A 25,772-nucleotide genomic window follows, 5' to 3' on the forward strand; every position below is an offset into this window, starting at 1 on the left:
AATAAAAAGTAAAAGTGGATTCCCACCTTTACTTATTATCTTCAAATAAAGCTAAATATTTCCCATAGCCTTTTTCTTTCATTTCTTTTCTAGGTATAAACTTTAAGGCTGCAGAGTTAATGCAATATCTAAGTCCACCTAACTCCTCTGGCCCATCACAAAACACATGACCAAGATGCGAATCTGAATTTTTACTTCTTACCTCTGTTCTAATCATTCCATGGCTTTTATCTACTTTTTCGGAAATTAACTTTCTATCTATAGGTTTTGAAAAAGCTGGCCAGCCACAACCAGAATTAAATTTGTCTGTTGAAATAAATAATGGCTCTAAGGAAACTATATCTACGTAAATACCTTCTTCAAAATGATTATTATATTCATTCATAAAAGGTGGTTCAGTTCCATTTTCTTGAGTAACTCTATATTGAAGTTCTGTTAATCTATTTTTTAATTCATCTTTATTTAATTTTTCCATATTTCATCCTCCATTTATATTATAAAGCCATTTATGTAAAATTTCTATTTATTCTTAGTAATAAATATTCTTTTTATAACAGTTTGTGGTGGATTTGATTTAGTCATAGCTTCGCTTACTCTCATATATACTAAATCTCCATTTTCAATTACTATATTTTCTTTTTTATCATTTGCTGAATTCATAACTTTCGTTTCATTATCTATAATTCCAACAACTGTTATTTTACTAACTTCTTTTCCTTTCATGTACCCTTGTACAGTTATCATAGTTGAATTTCCATCCTCTGATTTTTTTACTTCTGTTACTTCTCCTATAACAACAGGGCTTTTGGTTGACATTCCTTTTTCAGGGGTTGCTCCAATTAAAATTCCTGAAAAAATAATTAGTGAACAAAGTGCTAATATTGATTTTTTAAATTTCATACTAATTCCTCCTTAATTTATATTCACTAATAGTTTTGTTCTATTTTTTATAAATATTCATAGACTAAATCCAATTTATTTTTTCGAAACATAAGGATTATTTTTAATATAGAACCGCCATTTAAAATCTTTAGCTTCTTCAGCATAATCTATACCTATTCTAGTAGTTTCTACAATTTCTATATTCTTTTCATAATTATATTCTAAGTATAATCCACTATCTATATATAGTTTTTTATAATTATCCTCCCTTGTTATACTTAAAGCCGAACATAACTTAGATGGACCATTAGTTAAATTCTTTTTTTGTGCATTAGTTAACTCATTATAATTTTTGTTAAATCTAATATTAGATAAATACTCAAAATTATCAATGGGTTCTACAGCCCTTATTAAAACTGCTTCTGGTTCATCTTTAATATTGGTCACTATATTAAAACAATGATATAACCCATAAATAAAGTAAACATATGCTATTCCGCCTTCCTCGTATAAAGGCTTCGTACGTTCAGTTCTTTTATAATTATAAGCATGGCATGCTTTATCAGTAGCTCCTATGTAACTTTCTGTTTCCACTATTTTCGTTCTAACCTTTATTCCATTCACTTCTCTTACTAAGTAATGACCTAAAATACTTTTTGCAACTTCAATAGCTCCCTGGTTATAAAACTCTTTTTCAATTATCATAATAAATCTCCAATTTAAATTTATAATTTCATTATTTCTATAACTTTATTATTTATTATACTACTATATTTATTCCTTAAATATTTCATAATTATTACTTATGTTTTTTTTATAAATAGACATAATAAATATTATAAAAAACTATTAATCAGGAGATTTATATGTTAGAAAATTTTATAAAATCAATTATCCCCACTTTAGTAAATATTTTAGAATTAATAGGAATTTTGGTTATATGTATTAGTTCTATTAAAGCCTTTTATCATTATCTATATACATTAATAACTAAAAAACCTTATCCACTAAAATGGGAATATGCTAACTCTATGGCTACTGCACTTGAGTTTAAACTAGCAGCAGAAATATTAAAAACAGTTATTATTAGAAATATGAGCGAACTAATAATTCTAGGCTCAATAACTTTATTAAGAGGATTCTTAACATTAATCATTCATTGGGAAATGAAATCTGAAAATCCTTCTAAAAACAAAAAAGATAGAGAAGCCAAATAAAACTTCTCTATCTTTGCTATTTTAAATTATTAAATGACTGTTTTGTTAAAGATAAATCTTTATAATTTATATATACATCAAAATTTATAGTAGAAATTTTAATGTAAGGTCCTTTATCACTTTGGATATAGAGCTTAACTTCTTCTCCATCCTTCAACTTAAAATCACCCTTTTTAATGGTACCACCATCACTATATCCATTACTCTTAAATTCTATTTCTGGAGTATTATCTACAAGCTCTATTGATTTTATATCTTTTCTTTTTAAAGTAGTTCCATACATTCCATCTATAACTATAGTTTCATCTTTAACTATAATATTATTTGGTTCATTTCCATATGAAAAAATTATAATTACAAAAGATAATGCTATAAATCCTATAACTACCATTACTATTATTTCTACTTTGCTCTTTTTATTATGATCAAATCTTTGAATATATATTAAATATCCAAATATAATAATTAATAAAGTAATTACAAAAGGTAGTATAGAAATTTCAAAGTAATTTGAAACTATAACTCCTACAAATATTACAAAAGATATTAAGTAGCACATTCTTCCCATATGTTTTGCTACTTTTTCAATATCTACTCTCTCTTTTTCCTTTTTAGATTGTGTATTATATCCAGATATTAGCCAGTAGCATTTATACTTACTAATAGCTATTCCTAATATTATAAATATCATGCAAATAATAGAAATAAATATTATGAATCCCATGACATGCCTCTAATCTAAATATTTCTACAAAACAAAGTTATAACTTCATCTTATATGGTTAATTATAACACTTTTAATAATACTGTCAATATTATTATTAGCTATTTCTTACCATTCAATTGTTAAAATATTAACTTCATCTTTTATTAATGATACTTTATACCCTTCAATAACAAGCCAAGTTAATAATTCTTTTTGTACTTCATCATCATTACACATAAGTATTGCTGAGACCTTATTTATACTAGACTCCTTGGCATAATTTATATTATCTAATATTTTTCTTTTTTGATCATTTATAAACTCTAAATTCATAAATATCCTCCTATTTATTTTTATTCATTATAAATATGTATTCATTATAACTCACTATTATGTTAATTTCTTTTATTTCCCTGGGAAATATTTACACAAGCCATTTAAATATGTATAATCCTATAAAAAGGAGATGATATCATGAATAATTTTTTAAGGTTTAAAATTTTAGGTTCTGGAGGATGTACTTCTATACCTAGAGCCTGTTGTAATTGTAATATATGTACTGAAGCAAGATTAAAAGGCGAGCCATATAAAAGAACAGGCTGTTCTCTTTATTTATATAATTTAAATATGCTTATAGACACTCCTGAAGATGTAAATTATCAATTAAATAGAGATTCTATAGATAATGTAGATAATATCCTATATTCTCATTGGGATCCAGATCATACATTAGGCATGAGAATAATTGAACAACTTAGGCTTAACTGGCTTGATTATTTTAGAAACATTGATTGTTCAAAATCAATTAATATATATGCATTGAATGACGTTTTTTCTGAAATAAAAGCTATAAAAAATAAATTTGGATCTTATTTAGATTATTATTCTAAACTAAATCTTTGCAGTATAAATGAAATACCTTCCAATGGCTATGTTAATTTAGATAATATAAAAATAACATTTATCCCTATAGTATCAAATTGTACTTCAACAGCATTTGTCTTTGAGCACTTAGATAAAAAAATTATATATGCCCCTTGTGATAATAAACCATTTCCTAATTCAAATATATTTATGAATGCAGATATCGCAATTTTAGGTGGATATATTCCAAACGAATACTTTAAAAATAACATATATATTCCAATGGGAAATGAAATATATAGTGCAATGTTTACAATTGATGAAATTATAGAAATAAAAAATAAATATAATCTAAAAAAAGTTATACTAACTCATCTTGAAGAAAACTGGGGTAAGAGCTACGATGATTACTTAAGGCTTGAAGCTTCTTTAAAAAAGCATAATATATATTTTGCTTATGATGGAATGGAGATAAACATCTAGTTTATCTCCTGTTTTATTACACCAATTGCAACTCCTAGTATATTAACTTCCTTGTTTTCTAAACTAATTGGAGCATACAAAGAATTTGCTGGCATTAATTTTGGTGAATCTCCATTTAAGTTTAGTGTTTTTAATGTCGCTTCACCATTTAAGCTTGCAGCTACTATTTCATTGTGATTTGCAGTAGCTTGCTTTTTAATAACAACTAAATCACCATCACAAATATCTTTTTCTACCATAGAGTCACCCTTTACTCTTAATATAAATGAATCCTTTCCTCTTTCTAACCAATATTTAGGTAGATAAAAGCTTCCCTCTATATTATCATTCATTTCTATAGGTGTTCCCGCTGCTATATTATTGAACATAGGGATATCTTCTAATTCATTTTCATTATAATAAACACTATTTTCTTCAAATACTTCTTTTTTATTTGAAGCTGTATCTATATTAAATTCAACAACGCCTTTATTTTTTAAGTTTATATATTTATACTTTTCAACTGTGTTTACTTGTTTTTTCTTCTTAGCGTTATATTTAATTTTAAAGTTAAAACTCTTTCCTTTTACATCTATTCCTAAGGTATTTACTTTTCTCCCTTTTATCATCCAAGAATTCTTTTTATTGTTAAGCTCACTATTTAATATGAAAATAAATGAAGAATGAGGCTTATTTTTATAAATAGCTTTTATAAACTCTATTTCCCCTTTAGTAAACTTCTCCATATCATCTAAAATAACATGACTATATATTCCACCATGATTATTTATATATGAAGTAGCATATATAACATGATCATACTCATCCATAAATCCTTTGTTTATTAAACTTTCATTATATAAGTCCTTTATTTTATAGATAGATTCCCTTGTATACGAATCTTTCTTAATTCTTCCTCCTCGTCCCTTTCTATCAACTTCAAGATAGTATTCCTTAGAAAAATTACTTGCTTTAATCCATAAAATTTCTTCTAATAAAAATTCAATTGTTGCCTTTTGAAGGAACTTAGATTTTTTATAAAATAATGATATTTCATTTTCCAACTCTTTTAATATCTCTATGCCCTTAACTTTATCTATAACTTGCATAGCTAGTCCCTTTTCTCTTCTGAAAGCTTTTGAATATGTTTCAATAATCTCTTCTAGCGTTACTATGTTTAATCTATCTTTTTCTAATGAAAATAATGAATAAAAATAGTCCTCTTTACTTTCTTTTTTATAAAGCTCCCTTGCTTCGTATGTCTTAGTATAATTTGATGTTACAAATAAAATTTTATCTTCTTCATAAATACAATAATTATTTTCTAAATTTATAGCCTTATATATTGATGCAGTACTTTTCCCTGTTCCTTCTTTACCTTTCAAAAGCTGATATCCAGAGCTCTTATGGTTTATAAATCTATTTTGAACTTTCGAAAGTTCCATACTTTCACCACCTTAAATCTATCTTATGTTTTTCCGTATTTTAATAATATATTTTATAATACTTTATGTCAAATTACCAATATCAAAAAATCACTATTATATATAATTAATAAACGTATTTAATCTAAGTATAAATAACTTATTTACATACCAAAATATAATACATATGTGCAAAAAAGAACCTATAAAATTTTTCTCCTTTACAAGTGTCTATTTTATAGGTTCTTTATTTAAATCTATCACTAAAAATATTTTTGAAGCAATTTAAATGAAATTTTATTAAAGCTTATATAAAAGGATTATAGAAACGTCCATGATTAAGTATAGTAGCAGCTATAGCTATAATAAATATTGCACTGACTATAGCTATTGTTATATAATCTCTTTTTTCAAATTTTCTTCCACTATACCAAGTACGTTTTTTATTTTTCCCAAAAGCCCTTAGCTCCATTGCTGAACTTATAGTATCTATTCTATCTAAACTTGAAAAAATTAATGGCATCAATATTGAAGCAGAATTTTTAATTCTTTTTGTCAATTTCTCCTTTTTAGACATATCAATTCCTCTAGCTTGTTGTGCAAATGATATATCTTGATAATCACGTTGAACATCTGGAATATATCTTAAAGCTATAGCAACAGAATAAGCAACCTTATAACTAACACCAATTTTATTTAATGATGCTGCAAATTCACTTGGATTAGTTGCAACCATAAATAATAATGCCATTGGTATTATAGAAAAATACTTTAAAGTTATATTAAACTGATAAAATAATTGCTCTAATGTTAGTGTATATGGCCCTGCAATTTTAAATAAATCAGTTCTACTCCCATAAATATGAACTCCTTCATATGGAGAAAAAATAAATATTGCTAAATTATTTAACAATAAAAATATTAATATGAAATATAGAACAAATGATACTTGCTTAAATTCTACTTTTGAAATTTTAAATACAAATATGCTTATAATAAACATAAGTATAAGTACACGTGTATCATATGTAATCATTGAAGCTAATGCCCATATTATCAAAGCAATTAACTTAGATGCACCTGTCAGTTTATGAATAGGTGAATTTAAATTTGTATATTCAAGCATTTTACTCATATGCCTCTAATCCTCCTATCATAGTCAATAAACTTTTTAACAAAATCTCTTGGATTATCTAATTTAGCTTTTATTGCTAACTCATATAAAGATGTCTCTTTTAAATTAGCTTTAGATATCACTTCCTCATCTGTAAGAACATTAGCTGCCATATCATCTGCTAATTTTAATCCATTAGATAATACTATTGCTCGATTTGTGTACTCAAGCATCAAATGCATATCATGAGTTATCATGATTATAGTAACACCTTTTCTATTTAATTCTTGTAAGAATTCCATAATTTCAGTATAATGCTTAAAATCTTGCCCAGCTGTTGGTTCATCTAAGATTATAACTTCTGGATTTAATACTAATATAGATGCAATAGTTACACGCTTCTTTTGCCCGAAGCTAAGTGCAGAAATTGGCCAATTACGAAACTCATATAAGCCACAAATTTTTAATGTATCAAGTACTCTTTCTTTAATTTCTTTTTCACTAATTCCTCTAACTCTAAGTCCTAATGCTACTTCATCAAAAATCATAGTTTTAGATATCATTTGATTAGGATTTTGCATAACAATACCAATTTTATCCGCACGCTCTTTAATTGTATCGTTAACTAAATTTTTACCATTAAACAATATTTGTCCTTCTGTTGGCTTATAAAAACCACATATAAGCTTTGATATAGTAGACTTCCCTGCACCATTCCTTCCAACTATACTAACCATTTCACCTTTTCTAATATTAAAAGAAACTCCTTTTAATATTTCTCTATTTTCTTCATAACCAAACTTTATATCTTTTAATTCAAGTATAGTTTCAGAATTTACATTAGTACTCTTTTCAACAGTTTCATAATACCATTCTTTAAGTTTTTCACTACATGTATGTAAATTTAATGTATCAATATGTTGTGGATTAATTTCTGGAGTAACTTTACAACCTGCATATTTTAAAGCAGTAATATATAATGGTTCACGTATACCTGTTTCAGATAATATATTTGAACTTAGAAGTTCTTCTGGAGTTATATCAGCAGCAATTTCACCATTATCTACTACTATAATTCTATCCACAGGACAATGTAGTACATCTTCTAACCTATGCTCTATAATTACTATAGTTTTATTTGTTTCTTGTTGTATTTTGTCAATTAATTCAATTGCACTTTTACCAGTTGCAGGATCTAAACTTGCAAGTGGTTCATCAAATAAAAGTATGTCTACATCTCCAACCATAACTCCTGCTAATGTTACTCGTTGTTTTTGACCACCTGATAAACTATATGGAGCTGATTCTAAATGCTTATCTATTCCAACAATTTCAGAAACAATTTCTACTTTCTTTTTCATTTCATCTTGAGAAATACAATCATTTTCTAGCTTAAAAGCAATATCTTCTCCTACGGTTAATCCAATAAACTGGCTATCTGGATCTTGAAGTACAGTACCAACTGAATTGGATAATTCAAATACGCTCATCTTACTAGTTTCTTTGCCTTTAACCTTTAAACTTCCTGAAATATCCCCTTTATATGAAAACGGAATAAGGCCATTTATACAACTTGAAATAGTACTCTTACCTGATCCAGAAGGACCAACAATAAGAACTTTTTCACCTTCATATATAGTTAAATTTATATTATTTAATGTTGGCTTTGCTTGAGCTCTGTATTGGAATGTAAAATTATTGAACTCAATTACAGGTTTTTTCATAGCAAATCTCCCTTTATATAAAAATTATATGTTCCTCGAAAACGTTATTTATGATTAAAAATAATAGTATATTGTTTGTAATATATAAGTAAAAAATACCAGAGACCTAAAGCCCCCAGTATTTTAATTAGATATTACTCTCTATCTAAACTTCCTTTTTTAACTCTAGTCTTTGCATAAGTATAAAGTAAAATAGTACCTAATATTCCAACTGTAATTGAATTAGAAATTGCAGCAACTATACCTTGTAAATAAACTTTATTAGCTGGCTCTGCATATATAAGTATATCTAATGTAGGAGCAACTAAAAGCCATGCAATTAAATTAGCAATTACTTGATATATATTAAAAACAATAATTTCTTTTTTATCAAATTCACCGTCATTAACTTTTAACTTCTTCCATGATAATCCTATTATAAGACCAACAACAGCTGAAGCTATAACCCAACTAAACCAAGGAGAACCAAAAAACACCAAATCCTTTAAAGCATGGCCTATAAGACCTATAGATATTCCTGCAATAGGACCATATAATACTGACATTAATGCTAAAAATGCATAACTTGTTTCTATATTAGTATTTGGGATACCTGATGGAATAGCTCCAAAACGTCCTAGTATCATAAATACAGCTGCACCTATACCAATTGCAACTATTGTTTTAATAGACATTTTATTTTCCATTATAATTCCTCCTCATTTCATATATAGTAAATCAATAATATTCGTGTTTTAAATTAATTTCTAATCATATATTACTCTAGGAGCTTTTCTGATAGATATTATCCAATTTGTTCCCGTTTGTATATTATAAGCTTTTGAGAATGATCCTTGATTTATAGCAACAGCTAAATTATCTAATGAGTTAACATAAACCAAAGTTTCACCTACATAAACATCAGCAAATGACTTTGCATAAACCATTATATTTCTATAAACTTCTCTCGTATTATTTCTAATAGAAACTTCAACTTTATCTCCATAGTTAATACCTAAGCTAGTAAATAATTCTCTTCCAATATTTGTCCACAAACTACCAAATCTTACATCTAAAACATCTATAGTTCCTGTTACTAAATCATTTTCTTTTGTAGATTCAACAACTGGTAATTCTACTATTTCATCAACTGGAATTTTTGGTCCTACATGTTCAAAATCTATAACTCCAGCTGCAAGTCTTGCTCCTGTATAGGCATATATATCTCTTCCATGAAAAGTATAAGATGCACCAGAATTAGGTAATCTATTTATAGTTTCATCGATTTCTCTAGCCTCAATTATCCCACATATTCTTTTAATATGAGTAAGTGTTCCGTTATCTGGAGTAATTATATATTGTCCACTTGCAGTCTTAACTCCTATACTCTTTCTATTTGATCCAACTCCAGGATCAACTACAGATACGAACACAGTATCTTTTGGCCAATAAACAACTGTTTGAATTAGTCTATATGAAGCCTCCCAAATATTATATTGTGGTATTTCATGTGTTAAATCAAATAATTGAAGTGTATTATCTACGTTATAAGCAACTCCATACATCGCACTAACTGCGCCATCTCCGATCCCAAAATCTGATTGAAATACTAAAGCATTTTTCATAAAAATTCCTCCTTAGTTAAACATCATATCAAGAGTATATAATGCGAATATTATTTTAGTCAATATTTTTTTTATTCGCATATTAGTGTATTATTTTTGAACTTTTTAATAAATATTTAATGTAAATATAATTTATAATATTCTAAATATAAAATTAGAATATTTCACTCATTGTCTAATAAAAATTCGATAATTTACTTCCTTCATATATCTTATTTTTGTTATTATATCCTGTTTTTTTAATTTATATAAATAATATACGCATTTATTGTCTAAATTATATTTTTTTGCTATAATTTAACAAATAACTTGTGGAGGTGTTTCAAATGAACGATTTAAAAGTTTTAGTATATTTAGACCTTTTAAAAATCAAAAATTTCTTTTTTCAAATTTTTCATAATCCCATTCTATTCTTAAAGAAATTATTTTCCATAATCATATTCTTTGGACTTTGCTTTTCATCATTTATAGTTGCAATATTTAAAAATGAAGCTAAAGCTTCTGTATCACCAGAAATGCAACAAGCTACTTTAGGAATTATAGCTATAATATCATTAGTTTTTATACTATTTGTATTAGCAAACTATTTAAATGATTATGCTCCAAGTAATTTCTCAATTTCAGATATTAGCTATTTATTTCCTTCGCCTATAAATAATCGATTAATATTATTTTATTCAATGGTTCGTAGTGCAATAAAAGGTGTTGCAAGCTTCTTTTTAACCTTTATTTTTATTATACTAATGATCCTAGCATCTACTGATATATCATTAATAGGGCTATTTCCAATAGCTTTAGGCTTTTTCTTTATATTCTTATTTTTTATTTCTTTATCTTATTTATTTTTTGCAATAAAAATTAAGACAGGCATAGTAAAAATCTTAAAGCTTATTTCTTACTTATTACAAGGTATAGCATCTCTAATATTTTTATTTTATTTATATAAGTTTTGGAGTTTAAATTTTAACTTTACTGAATTATCCTTGTCTATTTTTAATAGCTTTATTGTCAAATTACCTATAATTTCATCTATAGTAAGATTTATATCTTTACTTTTAACAGAAACAATTACCCCTCCAATATTTGATATATTATATTTATTGTCATTAGTTATTATTAATTGTTTCTTATTTATAACTCTTAATATTGAATATTATGAAGAAATAGCTGAAAAGGTATCTACACAAAATGAAAAATTAAAACAATTGAAAAATAATAAGAGAGATGTTCATTCACAAATGGAAAAGGAAATGAAAAAAGTTAATTTAAATAGTAGTGCTAAGGAAAGATGGGGAGTTCTTTCTTTATACTGGAAAGCTTCAGTTATTAGAAAGAGAAAACAAACTCCTATAAAAAAATATTTATTATTCTTAGTTAATATTATCATTGGACTCATAGGTGGATATGTTACTTTAAAAGGACATCAATTAATTTCATTACTAGTGATTTCAATTGGTACAGTTTATATAGTTCTTATTTTATCTAATTTTTCTGAATTATCTAGAGAACTAAAAAATGTATATATTTATCTTATCCCAGGAAAACCAATAAACAAAATTCTTTCAACTGTTTTGGATGAGCTATTAATATTACTCATTAGAATTAGTATAATGCTTATTCCTTCAATTATTTTAGATTACAAATTCTTAATACTCGGGATTGGATGCTACTTAATGACTCTAGCATTATCACTAGTAGTAAAGTTACTTAACTTAATTATAATACTCCTTATGCCAAAAGATAATGAATCTGGCCCAGGAATGCTTGCAACTTTTGTATTAATGATAATTATTATGATTCCATTTGTTGCAACTGTAGTTACTTATGCTATAACTAAAAACTCTTATATATCTTTTGCAGTACTCACTGTAATTGTTGGAATTTATATAAGTTTACTAATGTTATTATGTAATAAAATATTTGATTTTATAGAATATTAATTGGAGGAAATTATGTTAGAAGTAAAAAATTTATCTAAATCATTTAAAAAAAATAAGGCAATTGATAATATATCATTCAAATTAAATACTGGTGAAATATCTATATTATGTGGACCTAACGGTGCTGGTAAAACTACCACATTAAAATGCATACTTTCTTTATTAAGAAAAGATTCAGGTGATATTTTAATAGATGGAAAATCTACAAAGGATAGAACTATAAGAGAAAATTTATCCTACATACCTGAGACCCCTGATTTATATAATTTATTAACAGTTTGGGAACACTTTAAATTCATAGCCTTAGCTTATAAAGTTAAAGATTGGACAAGTAAAGCTGAGGAGTTAATGAATGCTTTCAACTTAACCAATAAAAAAGATTCCCTTGCTAAGGACTTATCTAAAGGTATGAAGCAAAAGGTCTCTATTATAATGGCCCTACTTCATGATCCAAATATAATTTTAATTGATGAACCTTTTGTAGGCTTAGACCCAAATGGAATAAAGGAATTTAGAGAAATATTATCAAAAATAAAGTCTCTTGGAAAAACTATACTAGTTAGTACTCATATCCTAGCCTCAATGGAAGAAATCAGTGACACAATGATTTTAATGAAGGAAAGCAAAATAGTAGACTCTGGTAACAAAGAATATCTAAAGGAAAAATATAACGAACTAGGCACTATAGAAGATTTATTCTTTAAAATAATTGATAATGCTTAATTAAAATAAAAATGCTAATACTCTATTTTAAAGTATTAGCATTTTTATTTATATCAAGTTTTGCAATCATAGGATAATGATCTGAAGGATATTTTCCACTCTTATTATAATCCAATATTTCAGTATCTAAAACTTTAAACTCTTCTGTTACAAATATATAATCTATATGAAGACCTTTTTTATTTCCTTTAAACTTACTCATAGTTGACATATTATAAATTTCTTTTTTATGATCTTGTACTGCAATAAATTTTTTACTACTATATTTACCTTCTGATAAATTTTTTATAGCTTTGCTTGTAGGACTTGCATTAAAATCTCCCATCAATATAGCTGGATAATTGTCTTTTTCATGCTGCTTATCCATATACTCACCTATTTTTTTAAGTCCATATTCTCTAGCCTTCGATAGCAAAAAATCTAAATGAGTATTATATACTCTAACTATATTTCCATCATTTAATTTTATTAAGGCAGTTGTACATATTCTTGGATAAACAGAATACCAAATAGCACTTCCTATTTTTTCAGGATCTTCTGAAAGCCAAAATGTATTATGTTCTAATACTTTATGTTTCTTAGAAACTAAAATATCATTTCTCTCTATAAAATATTTAAGACTTCTAGGACTACCAATGATATTATATCCTGAAACTTCTTTTGAAATATCCTTAAACATTTTATTATTTAGCTCCTGAACTCCTATTATATCGCAATCATTATTATTTATGATATCATAAACAATTTCTTTTCTTTTATTCCATCTATTATTTATATCTAATAAGAAATCTGTTCTTAAGTTAAAGGTCATAACCTTCATACTTCTACCTCACTCTATATTCTAAAGTTATTTCACTTCTATAGATAATCTTTGCCTAATTTTCACCCTATCTAAAGAATAGCCAGCTATTAAAAATATTATACCACTTCCTATAGGTTGTATTATATCTATAAAGAAAGTTGCAAGTGGAGCTATAAAGTTACCAGATATAACAGCTCCAGCTAAATAATATCCAAACCAGCCTACTATACCTGCTATAAATACGGCTAATATATTTTTCTTACATATTATATTATCTTCTTTAGAAGTAAAAAATAATACCATAATTGGTTTAATTATTATTGTAGGCAATACCCATATCATTCCACCAGTTAATGCATCTGAAAGTCCAGCTCCTATACCTGCTGCAAGCATTGCATATGGAGTAGGTAAAAGTACTGCTGCAAGATATATAAATGTGTCTCCTAAATGTATATATCCGCCATTAAATCCTGTAGGAATATGAACAAATACAATTGTAACACATATAAATGCTGCAAATAATGCTGCTAAAACTAGATTTCTCGTTTTAATACTTGTTTTCATTTATCAAAATCAGCTCCTTCAAAAATACTTCAAACATTATTCCTTCTTTTGGATTAGTTTTAAATTTAGATGTATATTTAATTGCTTCATAAATAAAATTAGTTGCATTTTTAATTGCAAAATTTAAATCATGATTATTTAATAATAATCCTATAATAATTGAAGTAAAAATATCTCCTGTCCCACTATATGATTCATTATTAAAAACTGATTTTACTATAAAAAATTCATCTTTTTCTTTATCGTAAGCAAAGTTATAAATTTCACTTTTTCTTATTATTCCAGTAATAATGATCTTTGTAGGCCCTAATTTTGCCAGTTTTTTAGCAATTCTCATAACTTTTTCATCACTTATATCGTGCTTTTTATATTCTTCCCCTGTTAATATACAAGCTTCTGTTAAATTTGGGGTTACTATACTTGCAATAGAAATAAGTTCTTTCATTTTATTGCACATATTTTCTGTAAAAGTATCATAAAGTATCCCATTATCCCCCATAACCGGATCTATAACAACTAAAGAATCTTTATTATCTTTTATAAAATCTAAAACTATGTCAATTTGCTTTTCAGAACCTAAAAAACCACTATATATACAATCAAATTTTATATTAAGTTCTTTCCAAATTTTTTTGTAAGTATTCATTTCGTTAGTTATATCTAAAAATGAAAATTTATCAAATTCTGTTTGAGAAGAAAGTATAGCTGTAGGAAATGGACAACATTGTACTCCTAAAGCTGATAATATGGGAAGTGCTGCGGTTAATGAACATCTTCCTATTCCAGATAAATCATTTATTGTAGCTACTTTTTTAACCTCATTCATAAGTGCACCTGCTTTTTAATTAAGTTATTTATTTTATAATAATCCAAGATTTGCATTTTGTCCATTGTACCGATACAATATTCAATTAATAAAAAATAGAACTATTAATATTAAATAGTTCTATTTTTTTATTATTAATCTTTATTTTTGCGTACTACTATAACTCTATTACTTTATTTAATAACTCATTACTTCTATTAATGAAGTCATTCATTTCTTCAGCATTTAATTCTTTATTAGCTATTAAAGCTAAATCTAAAATATATTGACATATTAAATTAATGTCATCCTTTTTACTTTCAGAATCTGTATCTACCAACTTTTTAATTATTGAGTTATTATTGTTTATAACTAAAGTTTTTTCTTCCATAAACATATTTGGCATTTCCATTCCACCAAACATTTTGCTCATCTCTGCCATTCTTCTTGATTGCTCTGAAACTAATATCATAGCAGGAGTTGCTGAATTTTTTAAGCTTTCAACTTTAATATTATTTACTTTATTAGAAGTTGCTTCTTTAAATAATTCTTCTATCTTGGTATTTAATTCTTTTGAATCTTCACTTTCATTATTTTTAAGTATTTCAGAAATATCAGAGTCTATTCTAGTAAATGTAACTCCATTTTCTTTTGACTCTAAAAAGCTAATAAAATGATTATCTATTGAGCAATCTAAAACTACAGCATCTAAATCTGCTTCCTTAAACATTTTGATATATTGTGATTGTTGTTTTTCATCTGTTACATAAAAGACTTTATTTTCATGTTTATCTTTATTATTTTCTAAATATTCCTTTAAAGTTATATAACCACCATTTAATCTTCTAAAAATAATAATATCCTTTATTTTATCATAGAAACTTTCATCCCTTAGACAACCATACTTAATAAATATTTGAATATCCTTCCAGAAGTTATCAAAGCTTTCTCTTTCATTTTTATATAGTCCAACTAATTTATCTGCTACCTTCTTAACTATATGCTTAGATATCTTTATAACATCTTTATCCTTTTGAAGGAAACTTCTTGAAACATTTAAAGGTAAATCTGGACAATCTATTGTACCCTTTAATAATAGTAAGAAATCTGGTATAACTTCTTTAATATTATCGGCAACAAAAACTTGATTATTATATAGTTTTACTTGTCCTTCAGTAGCCTCAAGTTCATGCTTTAACTTAGGAAAATATAATATTCCTTTTAAATTAAATGGATAGTCTACGTTTAAATGAATCCAAAATAGTGGATCATTAAAGTCTGAAAATACCTTTTTATAAAATTCTTTATATTCTTCATCAGTACAATCCTTTGGAGATTTCATCCATAATGGAGTTGTGTCGTTTAAAGGCTTACTATCCTCTTCTTTAACTTCTTTTCCATCTTCCTCTAAATATATTTCTATAGGTAAGAAAGAACAATACTTTTCTATTATTTCTCTAACCTTATATAATTCTAAAAATTCATTACTATCGTCATCAACAAAAAGAGTTATTGTTGTTCCTCTTTCTTTTCTATTTTCAGATGGAGATATTTCATATTCTGTACCACCGTCGCAAATCCAAGTTACTGCTTCTGATCCTTCTAAATAAGATAAAGTATCTATTTGAACTCTTTTTGCAACCATGAAAGCAGAGTAGAAACCTAGGCCAAAGTGGCCAATTATATCTTTTCCATCTTCCATTTTATCCTTATATTTTTCTATAAAATCCTCGGCACCTGAAAATGCAACTTGATTTATATACTTTTTAACTTCATCTTCAGTCATTCCAATTCCATTATCAATAAACTTTAAAGTTTTATTTTCTTTATTTAATGAAACTGTAACCCTATATTTTTCATTATCATTTCCCTTAGCCTCCCCTAAGGAAACTAATCTTTTATATTTACTTATGGCATCGCATCCATTACTGATAAGTTCTCTAATAAAAATATCTTTATCAGAATATAACCATTTTTTTATAATTGGAAAAATATTTTCTGTATGTATTGAAATATTTCCTTTATTTTTCTCCATTAACAATCCCTCCTCTTTACCATAAATATTTTATTTAAAAGACATTATTATGTCAATATTTACTAAAGCTTGTTTTAGTTACTAAAATATCTATATTAATAATTAATTGAATAAAAATCAATTTTTTATAACAACACTTGCTTTATCTTTAACTTTCTTTGATTTTCATTTAATATATTTAATATTCCTATTAAAAGTCACGTAAATATATAGTATTTCAATTTATATATAAAAATATATTGTAAATTAATTCCTAAGAACTATATAATATTAATATAATGAATTATCTATTAATTTGTAAAGAAGGGTTTATTTTGAAAAAGATCATTCTAAATACTTTATCTTGGATATTTATTGTATCCGTACTATCTTTTTATCTCGAAAAGACTTTTAGTTTTCCTTTAATTAATTATATTTTAATCTTAGGGGTATCCCTTGTAGTATTTGGTATCATATCTATTTTAAAACCAATATTTAAAACTTCTAATATAAAAAATGCACTTGAAAATACTATTAACTTTAGAAATATTGAAGGTAGCAGTATTTCAATTTGTTTAGCAGGAATAATTTCTTTATTAACGTGTATTTTATTATAATCTAAAAAGCAGTAGGAAAATATTAATTCCTACTGTTTTTAATATATTAAGTATTATTTTTCAATTACCTTAATAGTATTATAATGCACCCCAATTACTTTTAATCTATTATCAATATACTCTTTAATTATATCAATAGCTTCTTTAGTAATTTTCTCACCTGCACAAATTAAAGGAATACCTGGAGGATATGGAATTATAGCCTCTTTAGCTATTCTTTCTAAAGAATCTTCTATATTTATATCCACACTATTTAAGCTAAAAATCTCATATGGTTCTAATACCTTAACAGGTGATATGTGTGGAAAGATTGTATTTTTTTCATCAGTCTTTAATAAACTTATATCTAAATTCGCAATAGATAAGTATAATTTTCCAAAGTCCTCTTCTATATTTGAAGGAGATAAAATTAAAACTACTCCTTGTGAAAAACTCATTTCAGCTTGAATCTTATTATCTCTTAGATAATTTAATAGCTTATGTCCACTATATCCTTTATTTAAAATAATTAAATATCTACTTCTATCTATTGTATATTTATCTGCTAAATCTCTATCATCTATAATTTTAACTTTATTTAATGAATTTATTTTTTCTTTCCACTTTTCTGCTCTTTCTATTAAATTACCGTAATCATATTCTCCATAGTTATCTAGATAATATCTAGCATAATCTAATGAAGCCATTATTAGATATGATGGGGATGTAGTCATAAAAGCTTTTATATAAAAATCAATATTTTTTTCTTCATTATCATTTACTAATAAATATGCACCTTGCGTTAAACTCGGCAATGTTTTATGAGCACTTAGAACTACATAATCTCCTAATTTAGCTAGAGATTTAGGCAATTCTTTGATTATTCCAAAATGAGCTCCATGAGCACTATCAATTATTACTTTTATACCTTTTTCTTTTAACTCATTAATTTTATTTTCTATATCATAAGATACTCCAAAATAATTAGGACTTGTAATTATTATTCCTTTTGGATTACTTGCTTTATTTAAAGCTTCATTTATTTCTTTTTCGCTAGGTGGCAAAAATATTCCTATTTCTTCATCTATTACAGCATCTATATAAATTACTTTAAGTTTTCTTAAAATAAGACCATTATAAATTGACTTATGGCAATTTCTTTCTACTAATACTTCATCACCTTCGTTAAAAGCTGAAAATATTGAAGCTAAATTTCCAGATGAACTTCCATTTACAAGAAAATATGCTTTTTTCACATTGTAAGTTTTCGCTAAAAGCTCCTCCGCTTCTTTTATTACTCCTTCTGGGCAATGTAAATTATCTAAAGGATCGACTTCAGTTATATCTAATGCTCCTAAAGATTCCTTAAATTTTCGTCCTAGTGAATCTCTTAAAAATGCTTTACCACTTTTATTTCCTGGCATTGATAAAATCAAATTTTCTTCTTCATGATATTTTAATAATTCTTCTAATAGAGGTGCTTTATTCATAAATATCTCCCTTTTAGTTATATTTAACTTAGTTACTCACTATTTGTATAGATTTATTCTTCAATACTTTTTTAGCCACATCTGAAATATATTTTTTGTCTATAACTTCAAGATTATTAAATTCTTCTGAATATATTTTATAATCGCCAAACATTGTGCTATATGTTGATAATTCTTTGGCTAAAATTATATTTTGCTCTTCTCTAAACCATCTTTTTAGTTTCATAGATTTTATAAAATCTAATATATCATCATCACTTATATCTTCTTTAAATCTTTCAATTTTGTCTATGCAACTATTAATTAACTCCATTGATTTATTTAAATTCTCTTTTGAAGTACTGTAAGTTATTTTATATAGCTTTATATACTTTTCATAAGAAATTTTGGTTAAAATATCATATACAAGTCCATTTTTCGTTCTTAATATATCGAATAATAATGAATTAACTCCTTCTCCAAAGTATTCGTTAAATATTCTTAATGCTTTTATCTCATTATAGCTTAAACTATCTATAGGAAAAATAATTTGGACTTTACAAGTATTAATTCCCTCTTTAATTTCTTTATAAAATCCAAAGTTAGTCTTATCGTAAATTATTTTTTCTTTATCATTTTCATTATACTCAGTACTCCAATTTTCAAAATATCTTTCAACTATATTTTTGACTTCTTCAAATTCTAAAGAAGAAACTACTGCTATAGAAGTCTTATATGGTAAATAATTTTCTTTATAAAATTGTTTTATATCTTCTAATTTTATTTTTTCTAAATCTTCATTTGTACCTATGATTGGATATTTTATTCGTCTTTCTTCAAAGCTATTAAAAAATAATTTATCCTCGCAATATTGTTCTAATTCTTCATCCCATTCTCTTAATTCTTCCATTATTACATTCATTTCTTCTTCAAAGCCATCATTAGAAAATATAGGATTTATAATTATATCAGAGAAGAGTTCTACTCCCTTTTCAAAATCCTCATTTAGCATGGTTCCATAATATATAACATATGGAAAGTTTGTCATAGCATTTTGAAATCCGAAAATTTTACTTAAATCTCTATTTATTTGCTCTTCAGTTCTTTTTTTAGTACTCTTGTAAACCATATGCTCAGTTGCATGAGCAAGTCCTAATAAGTCTTTTTCTTTACAAGCACCTGCATCTATTGATATAGACATTGATGTTAAATTAGATGTAGTTTTTGTATATATAAGCTTTATATTATTTTTTAATATAAATTCCATCCTATCCTCCAAAAATTATTTTCTTATTAACATTGTAATATAAAAAGTTGGTACTTGACATAATCAAATACCAACTTTTTATATTTAAATTATTCTGCCTTCAAAGCAATTGCACATTCAATTCTCTTCTTTTGCATTTTGCAACCAACTTCATAAGGTATTTTCATATCTCCATTGAAGCTAAAGTTATTTGCTTGACATCCTCCACTACAATAGAATCTTGCCCAGCAATCTCTGCACTTAGGCTTATTGTATATATGAGCTTTTTTAAATTCTTTGCCAAGGTCTTTGTTGTATGTATCATCATATATACTTCCAAGTTTAAATTCTTCTTTTCCTACAAATTGATGGCATGGATAAACATCCCCCTGTGGAGTTATTGCAACATATTCAAATCCTGCTCCACAACCTGAAATTCTCTTATAAACACATGGTCCACCATTTAAATCAACATTAAAATGATAGAAGTTGTATTCTCCATTTTTTTCTCTTTTTCTTCTTACCATATCTTCATATAGCTTATCATAGTTTTTCATTATTTCTGGTAAATCTTCTTCTCTTAATGCAAGAGGATGTCCCTTTTCTAGTACAACTGGTTCTATAGAAACTTCATCAAATCCCTCATTTACCATTGCCATTACATCTTCAAAGAAATCAGTATTGGCTCTTGTAAATGTTCCTCTAACATAATACATCTTACCAGGTGTTCTCTTTTTAATCATTTTCTTGATATTTGGAAGTATGTCATCATAAGAACCACTTCCATCAACTTTTATTCTTACATTATCATTAACACATTTTCTACCATCTAATGAAAGTATGATATTTCCCATTTCTTTATCCATGAAATCCATCATATCATCGTTTAAAAGAGTAGCATTTGTTGTCATTGTGAATCTTATATTTTTCTTCCACTCTTTTTCGTTTTCTCTAGCATACTGTATTATTTCTTTTACAGTATCCATAATCATAGTTGGTTCTCCACCAAATAAATCTATTTCTATATTTCTTCTTGGACCACTTCTTTTTACTACATAATCTATTGCTTTTTTAGCTGTTTCTAAAGACATAACCCCTTTATGTCCATTATATTCACCTTCATCTGCAAAGCAATATTTACATCTTAAATTGCATCCATGAATTATATTTAGACATACTGCCTTTATATAATCCCTATCATCCATTGAGCCATGAGCTATATCCTCATACTTATCTTCTGAATATAATAGTCCATCTTTTACAAGCTCCATTATTTCATCATAGGCTTCTATAATCGTATCTCTATCATATTTATCGCATAAAAGCTTTAATGTTTCTTCCTTATCCTTCATTCCATCATCATGTACTAAATCATATACTAGCTCGTCTACTATATGAACAGCTCCTGTATTTACATCTAATACAAAATAATTATCACCTTGTTTAAATTTGTGTATTAAAGACATTTTCCATCCCTCCAAAAGCTTTGCTAAAACTAAAAAGTAAGCAGCAACTTAATTGTTGCCGCTTCTTGTTAATTAGTTTTCACACTCTAAGTTTGCAACTGTACATGAAGTTTTGCAAGCTGATTGACATGAGTTAGCACATTCTTTACAACCTGGTTTTACTAAGCTGTTTTTGATATTAGTCTTATTGATTGTCTTGATATGTTTCATGATTATACTCCCCCATTCTTCCAAAATACCCAACGATTATAACATAAAAAACTAACTTATAAAAGATTAATTTCACAAATTTGGTGAATTTCTTATTATGTAACCATCATATGGTATTCTAACTCCTACTCTCGTTACATCAAATTTATAATCTGTATCTTGTAATGCTTCTTTACCTTCGGCTAAATTTAATGCTATTCTATAAAGAACTTTTGCCTTTTCTTTAGCATCTTGTAGAACTGTACCTGTCATAAATCCCTTTTTTATCATTTCCCTAACTTCTTCTGTTCCACCTATACCTACTACAGATATAAATTTATTTGGATCTCCTAGATTATATCCTTTTTCTTGAAGTGCTAAAACAGCTCCTACTGCCATATCATCATTATTTGATATTATTACTTCGATATTATCTCCATATTTATCAAATAATGACTCAATCTTTTCTCTGGCACATTCTTTTTCCCAGTTGCATACTTCTGAAGCTATTTCATTAGTTTTAATTCCATTTTCATTTAAGGATCTTATGACACACTCACTTCTTAATTGTGCTTCTACATTATCGCTTTCTCCTTCTAATAATATATAGTCTAAACTATCATTGTTATTTTTGTTCTTTATATTCCCTCTCTTTATCTCATTAATTATCATTTCACTTTTAATCTTACCTGCATCACAAGATTGTGTGCCTACATACAAAGATTTATTATAGGATTTAATTCCATTTAAGGATAATGGTTCTCTATTAAAGAATATTACAGGAATATTCTTTCCCTTAATCTTATTTATTACAGAATCTGCTTCATGCACATCTACAATATTTAGAAGTATTACATCTACTTTCATATTTATAAGTTCATTAATTTGCTTATTTTGTAATTGTTGATTTCCTTGGGCATCATAAAATATAAAATTAATTTTACTTTTATTTTCACTTTCAAGCTTTTCTAATTCTTTTTTTACCTCAGAAATATAATAAATGTTTTCTTTATATAAAAGTACTCCTACTCTTATAGGTTTTGTATCAATTGTATTAGCACTTATATCTAAGCTAAATATATTTATAATTATAATTACTACAATACTAAATAAACTTATTTTTTTCATATTATTCTTCACATCTCCTTTGCTTAGCAATACAGTCAAATATGTTTTTTATTCTTTTATGATTTTAATATTATTTTTATAGCCTATAAACTCATAATTATTGTTAATCATAAAAATATTTAAAATAAATTTCAACTTAATTTTCTCTATATTTTCAATAGTCAAAAGGAGAAAATAAAAGGTCTTTTATAGACCTTTTATTTACACTTATCCGCTCTCCTATCTTTTTCAAATTGTTTTTCCTACAACAATATTTAAATAATTTTCTTTTAAAGTAATTTGACCTACTTCTTCTATGTTTTTTTCATTTTTCTCTAAAACTACAATTCTAATAATTTTTTAATTGACAGCCACTTTAAATTTTTACCTTAAAATAACACTCAATTTTATGAATTAGGTGAATTTCTCACTATATACCCATTATATGGAATTCTAACACCTACACCTGTTACATCGAATTTATATTCTGTATCTTGCAATGGTGCTTTTCCTTCAGCTAAGTTTAATCCTATTCTATAAAGTGCTTTAGCCATTCCTTCAGCATCTTGTATAACTGTGCCTGTCATAAATCCATTTTCTATCATTCTTCTTGCTTTTTCTGTTCCATCTACACCTACTACTGATATAAACTTATTTGGATCCCCTGTATTATATCCTTTTTCTTGAACTGCTAAAATAGCGCCTATTGCCATTTCATCATTATTTGAAATTATCACTTCAATATTATCTCCATACCTTGAAAATAGTGATTCAATTTTATTTTTAGCACATTCTTGTTGCCAATTACAATATTCAGTTGCTATTTCATTAGTCTTAATTCCGTTTTCATTTATTGTCTTTATAACACATTCGCTTCTTAATTGTGCTTCAATATTATCTTTTTCTCCTTGTAATAATGCATAGTCTAGTGTTCCATTTCCATTTCTATCTTTTATATTGCTACTTTTCAGTTCATTGATTATCATTTCTCCTTGAATTTTACCTGAATCACAAGCTTCTGTTCCTATATATAAAGATTTACTATAAGACTTAATTCCATTTAGTGATGAAGGTTCTCTATTAAAAAATATTACAGGAATATTATTCTCTCTAATTTTATTTATTATAGGATCTGATTGATTTATATCTACAATATTTAATAGTATTAAATCTACTTTCATATCTATGAGCTCGTCTATTTGCTTATTTTGTAATTCTTGATTTCCATTAGCATCAAAAAATATAAAATCTATTTTTTCTTTATTTTCATTTTCTATTTTTAATAAATAATTCTTCACTTCAGAAATGTAATAATCATCTGCTTTATATAATAGTACCCCTGCTCTAACAGGATTTATATTAATTGTATTAGCACTTGCATTGAAACTTAATATATTCATTATCATAATTGTTATAATACTAAATAAACTTATTTTTTTCATAGTATCCTCCATATCACCTTTATTTATTAATAAAATTAGCTTTATATAAATCTATTTCTTCTACTATAACCTCCTGTAATTCTAAAAATTAAAATTTATATATTCCTTTTATTTTCAACTTAAACTACTAAAGTTAGTATTAATCATAAACATATTTTTAATACTCTATAAGGTAGCATAAAGATTTAACATTTTAATAAAAATATCTAAATAATTTATCGCATATAAATATAATTATTATTTCATCCACTTGTATAAAAAGACCACATAATAAATACCTTCAATTTTACTATTTTCATAAATTAATATACTAAAACTTTAGTTTATTAATAAATCATTAATTAAATTAAAAATCTTTCATCTAAAAAGTATTTATTAAATGGTTTTTATAAATCAAGCACTCATATCCCATATAACTTAATTTATAGTAAATATTACAACTTGAATTATTCGTAATAAATTGCTAATATAAAAATAGTCTTAAGTAACTTCCAAGTGGAGTGAAAATAGATATAACACAAACTTATTGTGGAGGGTGATTATGGCAAATCACTCTTTTTTAATTTAAATTATTATTCTTCTTATTATAAAATGTGTTATCATATCAAATGTGATCTTCCTTTTTTATTATCTTTAATTTATATCAAGTAAAATTTTATATTTTCACTAAAGATATAAAAAAATAAAAGGCCTATATAAGACCTTCTATTTGTAATTTTCTATTTTTATTTATTGCTTAAATACTCTTCTAATCTTCTTATATTGCTCTTTTTACCTATAACAACAATTAAGTCATTTTCTTTTAAAATATAATTAGGATCTACTTCTATTATAGTTTCTTCATCTCTTTCTAGAGCTATAATATTTAAATTAAAATCATTTCTTATTTTAGATTTTAATATTGATTTTCCACCTATTTTGGATGTAACTCTTAATTCTTCTATATGAATATCATTATTTAGCTCAATAAATTCTAGTGCCTCTTCATTTAATAACCTATTTGCAATTCTAATTGCCATATCATTTTCAGGATATACAATTTCGGCACCAATTTTCTTTAGCACACATCCTTGCTCATATGTTATTGCTTTTGAAATAACTCTCTTTACTCCCATGTTTATTACATTTAATGTTGTTAAAATACTTACGTCTATCTTTTCACCTATACATACAAATACAGTCTCACAATTTTGAATACCTGTTTCTTCTAATGTTTCCTTATCTAAATTATTAACAACAAAAGCATTTTCTGTAAGAGATCTAATTTGCTTTATTTTACTTTCGTTATTATCTAGAACTATAACTTCCTTTCCTGCCTCTATTAAAGTTTTTGCTAAGGCGAAACCAAATCTACCTATTCCAATTATTCCAAACTCAATTTCTGGTCTATGATTAAACATTTTTCCTCTCTC

General features: G+C 26.0%; 26 protein-coding genes. 5 read left to right on the top strand and 21 right to left on the bottom strand.

Annotated features, from left to right (window positions below; all coding sequences use genetic code 11):
• Positions 1-28: 28 nt before the first annotated feature.
• The 3 genes from msrB to I2E83_RS03020 form a co-directional block, all read right to left on the bottom strand.
• Positions 29-475: a peptide-methionine (R)-S-oxide reductase MsrB gene (msrB, locus tag I2E83_RS03010; RefSeq protein ID WP_195428493.1), complete on the bottom strand. Its 447-nt coding sequence runs from the start codon at positions 473-475 to the stop codon at positions 29-31.
• A 44-nt stretch (positions 476-519) separates the two neighbouring features.
• Positions 520-900 (bottom strand): hypothetical protein, encoded by a 381-nt coding sequence (locus I2E83_RS03015; RefSeq protein WP_195266894.1) that lies wholly within the window; start codon positions 898-900, stop codon positions 520-522.
• A gap of 75 nt (positions 901-975) precedes the next feature.
• Positions 976-1,587 (bottom strand): DNA-3-methyladenine glycosylase, encoded by a 612-nt coding sequence (locus tag I2E83_RS03020; protein ID WP_195266895.1) that lies wholly within the window; start codon positions 1,585-1,587, stop codon positions 976-978.
• Between the two features lie 161 nt (positions 1,588-1,748).
• Here I2E83_RS03020 and I2E83_RS03025 point away from each other — a divergent pair, with 161 nt between their 5' ends.
• Entirely contained in the window at positions 1,749-2,099 is a 351-nt protein-coding gene (locus I2E83_RS03025) for a DUF1622 domain-containing protein (RefSeq protein WP_195266896.1), read from the top strand.
• 16 nt (positions 2,100-2,115) lie between these two features.
• Here the strand turns inward: I2E83_RS03025 and I2E83_RS03030 are convergent, their stop codons facing one another.
• Together I2E83_RS03030 and I2E83_RS03035 are read right to left on the bottom strand one after the other, a co-directional pair.
• Complete coding sequence (locus I2E83_RS03030; protein WP_195266897.1) at positions 2,116-2,823, bottom strand: DUF3784 domain-containing protein; 708 nt, start codon at positions 2,821-2,823, stop codon at positions 2,116-2,118.
• A 108-nt stretch (positions 2,824-2,931) separates the two neighbouring features.
• Positions 2,932-3,138: a hypothetical protein gene (locus I2E83_RS03035; RefSeq protein ID WP_195266898.1), complete on the bottom strand. Its 207-nt coding sequence runs from the start codon at positions 3,136-3,138 to the stop codon at positions 2,932-2,934.
• A 141-nt stretch (positions 3,139-3,279) separates the two neighbouring features.
• On the opposite strand from I2E83_RS03035, the gene I2E83_RS03040 reads away from it, so the two are divergent.
• The gene (locus tag I2E83_RS03040) at positions 3,280-4,152 is read left to right on the top strand and encodes an MBL fold metallo-hydrolase (protein WP_195266899.1); all 873 of its coding nucleotides are present in this window, start codon (positions 3,280-3,282) and stop codon (positions 4,150-4,152) included.
• Here I2E83_RS03040 and lexA read toward each other — a convergent pair.
• The 5 genes from lexA to I2E83_RS03065 form a co-directional block, all read right to left on the bottom strand.
• Complete coding sequence (lexA, locus tag I2E83_RS03045; protein WP_195266900.1) at positions 4,149-5,576, bottom strand: transcriptional repressor LexA; 1,428 nt, start codon at positions 5,574-5,576, stop codon at positions 4,149-4,151. The two genes, I2E83_RS03040 and lexA, sit on opposite strands and share 4 nt — an antisense overlap.
• Positions 5,577-5,862: 286 nt before the next feature.
• The gene (locus I2E83_RS03050; RefSeq protein ID WP_195266901.1) at positions 5,863-6,690 is read right to left on the bottom strand and encodes an energy-coupling factor transporter transmembrane component T; all 828 of its coding nucleotides are present in this window, start codon (positions 6,688-6,690) and stop codon (positions 5,863-5,865) included.
• On the bottom strand, positions 6,687-8,393 hold the full coding sequence (locus I2E83_RS03055; protein ID WP_195266902.1) for an ABC transporter ATP-binding protein: 1,707 nt from the start codon (positions 8,391-8,393) through the stop codon (positions 6,687-6,689). The genes I2E83_RS03050 and I2E83_RS03055 overlap by 4 nt, the downstream gene beginning before the upstream one ends.
• Before the next feature lie 134 nt (positions 8,394-8,527).
• On the bottom strand, positions 8,528-9,079 hold the full coding sequence (locus tag I2E83_RS03060; protein ID WP_195428495.1) for an ECF-type riboflavin transporter substrate-binding protein: 552 nt from the start codon (positions 9,077-9,079) through the stop codon (positions 8,528-8,530).
• A gap of 60 nt (positions 9,080-9,139) precedes the next feature.
• Positions 9,140-9,997: an S-adenosyl-l-methionine hydroxide adenosyltransferase family protein gene (locus I2E83_RS03065; RefSeq protein ID WP_195266904.1), complete on the bottom strand. Its 858-nt coding sequence runs from the start codon at positions 9,995-9,997 to the stop codon at positions 9,140-9,142.
• A 326-nt stretch (positions 9,998-10,323) separates the two neighbouring features.
• On the opposite strand from I2E83_RS03065, the gene I2E83_RS03070 reads away from it, so the two are divergent.
• Together I2E83_RS03070 and I2E83_RS03075 are read left to right on the top strand one after the other, a co-directional pair.
• Positions 10,324-11,937: a putative ABC exporter domain-containing protein gene (locus I2E83_RS03070; protein ID WP_195264117.1), complete on the top strand. Its 1,614-nt coding sequence runs from the start codon at positions 10,324-10,326 to the stop codon at positions 11,935-11,937.
• Between the two features lie 12 nt (positions 11,938-11,949).
• Positions 11,950-12,660, top strand: a complete 711-nt coding sequence (locus I2E83_RS03075) for an ABC transporter ATP-binding protein (protein ID WP_195264118.1) — start codon at positions 11,950-11,952, stop codon at positions 12,658-12,660.
• A 22-nt stretch (positions 12,661-12,682) separates the two neighbouring features.
• Here I2E83_RS03075 and I2E83_RS03080 read toward each other — a convergent pair whose 3' ends face one another.
• The 4 genes from I2E83_RS03080 to htpG all read right to left on the bottom strand — a co-directional run bounded on the left by I2E83_RS03080 (position 12,683) and on the right by htpG (position 16,866).
• Positions 12,683-13,480: an endonuclease/exonuclease/phosphatase family protein gene (locus I2E83_RS03080; RefSeq protein ID WP_195264119.1), complete on the bottom strand. Its 798-nt coding sequence runs from the start codon at positions 13,478-13,480 to the stop codon at positions 12,683-12,685.
• Between the two features lie 27 nt (positions 13,481-13,507).
• Entirely contained in the window at positions 13,508-14,026 is a 519-nt protein-coding gene (locus I2E83_RS03085; protein WP_195264120.1) for a TIGR04002 family protein, read from the bottom strand.
• On the bottom strand, positions 14,010-14,852 hold the full coding sequence (locus tag I2E83_RS03090; protein ID WP_195428496.1) for a pyridoxamine kinase: 843 nt from the start codon (positions 14,850-14,852) through the stop codon (positions 14,010-14,012). The genes I2E83_RS03085 and I2E83_RS03090 overlap by 17 nt, the downstream gene beginning before the upstream one ends.
• 157 nt (positions 14,853-15,009) lie before the next feature.
• A complete protein-coding gene (gene htpG / locus I2E83_RS03095) occupies positions 15,010-16,866 on the bottom strand; it encodes a molecular chaperone HtpG (RefSeq protein ID WP_195428498.1) in 1,857 nt (618 codons plus the stop codon).
• A gap of 314 nt (positions 16,867-17,180) precedes the next feature.
• On the opposite strand from htpG, the gene I2E83_RS03100 reads away from it, so the two are divergent.
• Positions 17,181-17,462: a hypothetical protein gene (locus I2E83_RS03100; protein WP_195428500.1), complete on the top strand. Its 282-nt coding sequence runs from the start codon at positions 17,181-17,183 to the stop codon at positions 17,460-17,462.
• 53 nt (positions 17,463-17,515) lie between these two features.
• Here the strand turns inward: I2E83_RS03100 and I2E83_RS03105 are convergent, their stop codons facing one another.
• The 7 genes from I2E83_RS03105 to I2E83_RS03135 all read right to left on the bottom strand — a co-directional run bounded on the left by I2E83_RS03105 (position 17,516) and on the right by I2E83_RS03135 (position 25,760).
• Positions 17,516-18,931: an aminotransferase class I/II-fold pyridoxal phosphate-dependent enzyme gene (locus tag I2E83_RS03105; RefSeq protein ID WP_195428502.1), complete on the bottom strand. Its 1,416-nt coding sequence runs from the start codon at positions 18,929-18,931 to the stop codon at positions 17,516-17,518.
• 28 nt (positions 18,932-18,959) lie between these two features.
• Complete coding sequence (locus I2E83_RS03110) at positions 18,960-20,177, bottom strand: pitrilysin family protein (RefSeq protein ID WP_195428505.1); 1,218 nt, start codon at positions 20,175-20,177, stop codon at positions 18,960-18,962.
• Positions 20,178-20,266: 89 nt separating this feature from the next.
• Positions 20,267-21,622: a thioether cross-link-forming SCIFF peptide maturase gene (gene scfB, locus I2E83_RS03115; RefSeq protein WP_195264125.1), complete on the bottom strand. Its 1,356-nt coding sequence runs from the start codon at positions 21,620-21,622 to the stop codon at positions 20,267-20,269.
• 72 nt (positions 21,623-21,694) lie between these two features.
• A complete protein-coding gene (scfA, locus tag I2E83_RS03120) occupies positions 21,695-21,832 on the bottom strand; it encodes a six-cysteine ranthipeptide SCIFF (RefSeq protein WP_016208429.1) in 138 nt (45 codons plus the stop codon).
• A gap of 72 nt (positions 21,833-21,904) precedes the next feature.
• A complete protein-coding gene (locus I2E83_RS03125) occupies positions 21,905-22,939 on the bottom strand; it encodes a galactose ABC transporter substrate-binding protein (protein WP_195264126.1) in 1,035 nt (344 codons plus the stop codon).
• Positions 22,940-23,325: 386 nt separating this feature from the next.
• Positions 23,326-24,360: a galactose ABC transporter substrate-binding protein gene (locus I2E83_RS03130; protein ID WP_195428507.1), complete on the bottom strand. Its 1,035-nt coding sequence runs from the start codon at positions 24,358-24,360 to the stop codon at positions 23,326-23,328.
• A 725-nt stretch (positions 24,361-25,085) separates the two neighbouring features.
• Positions 25,086-25,760, bottom strand: a complete 675-nt coding sequence (locus I2E83_RS03135) for a TrkA family potassium uptake protein (protein ID WP_195264128.1) — start codon at positions 25,758-25,760, stop codon at positions 25,086-25,088.
• Between the last annotated feature and the right edge of the window lie 12 nt (positions 25,761-25,772).

Origin of the sequence: Clostridium sp. D46t1_190503_E9 (assembly GCF_015555225.1) — a bacterium.
In the GTDB taxonomy this organism is placed as follows: domain Bacteria; phylum Bacillota; class Clostridia; order Clostridiales; family Clostridiaceae; genus Clostridium.

Coding starts and splice junctions, on each gene's coding strand:
- I2E83_RS03070 (WP_195264117.1), top strand. CDS start 10,324: ATGAACGATTTAAAAGTTTTAGTATATTTAGACCTTTTAAAAATCAAA.
- I2E83_RS03085 (WP_195264120.1), bottom strand. CDS start 14,026: ATGAAAACAAGTATTAAAACGAGAAATCTAGTTTTAGCAGCATTATTT.
- I2E83_RS03015 (WP_195266894.1), bottom strand. CDS start 900: ATGAAATTTAAAAAATCAATATTAGCACTTTGTTCACTAATTATTTTT.
- I2E83_RS03105 (WP_195428502.1), bottom strand. CDS start 18,931: ATGAATAAAGCACCTCTATTAGAAGAATTATTAAAATATCATGAAGAA.
- I2E83_RS03020 (WP_195266895.1), bottom strand. CDS start 1,587: ATGATAATTGAAAAAGAGTTTTATAACCAGGGAGCTATTGAAGTTGCA.
- I2E83_RS03080 (WP_195264119.1), bottom strand. CDS start 13,480: ATGAAGGTTATGACCTTTAACTTAAGAACAGATTTCTTATTAGATATA.
- htpG (WP_195428498.1), bottom strand. CDS start 16,866: ATGGAGAAAAATAAAGGAAATATTTCAATACATACAGAAAATATTTTT.
- I2E83_RS03055 (WP_195266902.1), bottom strand. CDS start 8,393: ATGAAAAAACCTGTAATTGAGTTCAATAATTTTACATTCCAATACAGA.
- I2E83_RS03135 (WP_195264128.1), bottom strand. CDS start 25,760: ATGTTTAATCATAGACCAGAAATTGAGTTTGGAATAATTGGAATAGGT.
- I2E83_RS03060 (WP_195428495.1), bottom strand. CDS start 9,079: ATGGAAAATAAAATGTCTATTAAAACAATAGTTGCAATTGGTATAGGT.
- I2E83_RS03125 (WP_195264126.1), bottom strand. CDS start 22,939: ATGAAAAAAATAAGTTTATTTAGTATTGTAGTAATTATAATTATAAAT.
- I2E83_RS03030 (WP_195266897.1), bottom strand. CDS start 2,823: ATGGGATTCATAATATTTATTTCTATTATTTGCATGATATTTATAATA.
- I2E83_RS03035 (WP_195266898.1), bottom strand. CDS start 3,138: ATGAATTTAGAGTTTATAAATGATCAAAAAAGAAAAATATTAGATAAT.
- I2E83_RS03065 (WP_195266904.1), bottom strand. CDS start 9,997: ATGAAAAATGCTTTAGTATTTCAATCAGATTTTGGGATCGGAGATGGC.
- I2E83_RS03090 (WP_195428496.1), bottom strand. CDS start 14,852: ATGAATGAGGTTAAAAAAGTAGCTACAATAAATGATTTATCTGGAATA.
- msrB (WP_195428493.1), bottom strand. CDS start 475: ATGGAAAAATTAAATAAAGATGAATTAAAAAATAGATTAACAGAACTT.
- I2E83_RS03050 (WP_195266901.1), bottom strand. CDS start 6,690: ATGAGTAAAATGCTTGAATATACAAATTTAAATTCACCTATTCATAAA.
- scfB (WP_195264125.1), bottom strand. CDS start 21,622: ATGTCTTTAATACACAAATTTAAACAAGGTGATAATTATTTTGTATTA.
- I2E83_RS03075 (WP_195264118.1), top strand. CDS start 11,950: ATGTTAGAAGTAAAAAATTTATCTAAATCATTTAAAAAAAATAAGGCA.
- I2E83_RS03130 (WP_195428507.1), bottom strand. CDS start 24,360: ATGAAAAAAATAAGTTTATTTAGTATTATAACAATTATGATAATGAAT.
- I2E83_RS03110 (WP_195428505.1), bottom strand. CDS start 20,177: ATGGAATTTATATTAAAAAATAATATAAAGCTTATATATACAAAAACT.
- lexA (WP_195266900.1), bottom strand. CDS start 5,576: ATGGAACTTTCGAAAGTTCAAAATAGATTTATAAACCATAAGAGCTCT.
- scfA (WP_016208429.1), bottom strand. CDS start 21,832: ATGAAACATATCAAGACAATCAATAAGACTAATATCAAAAACAGCTTA.
- I2E83_RS03025 (WP_195266896.1), top strand. CDS start 1,749: ATGTTAGAAAATTTTATAAAATCAATTATCCCCACTTTAGTAAATATT.
- I2E83_RS03040 (WP_195266899.1), top strand. CDS start 3,280: ATGAATAATTTTTTAAGGTTTAAAATTTTAGGTTCTGGAGGATGTACT.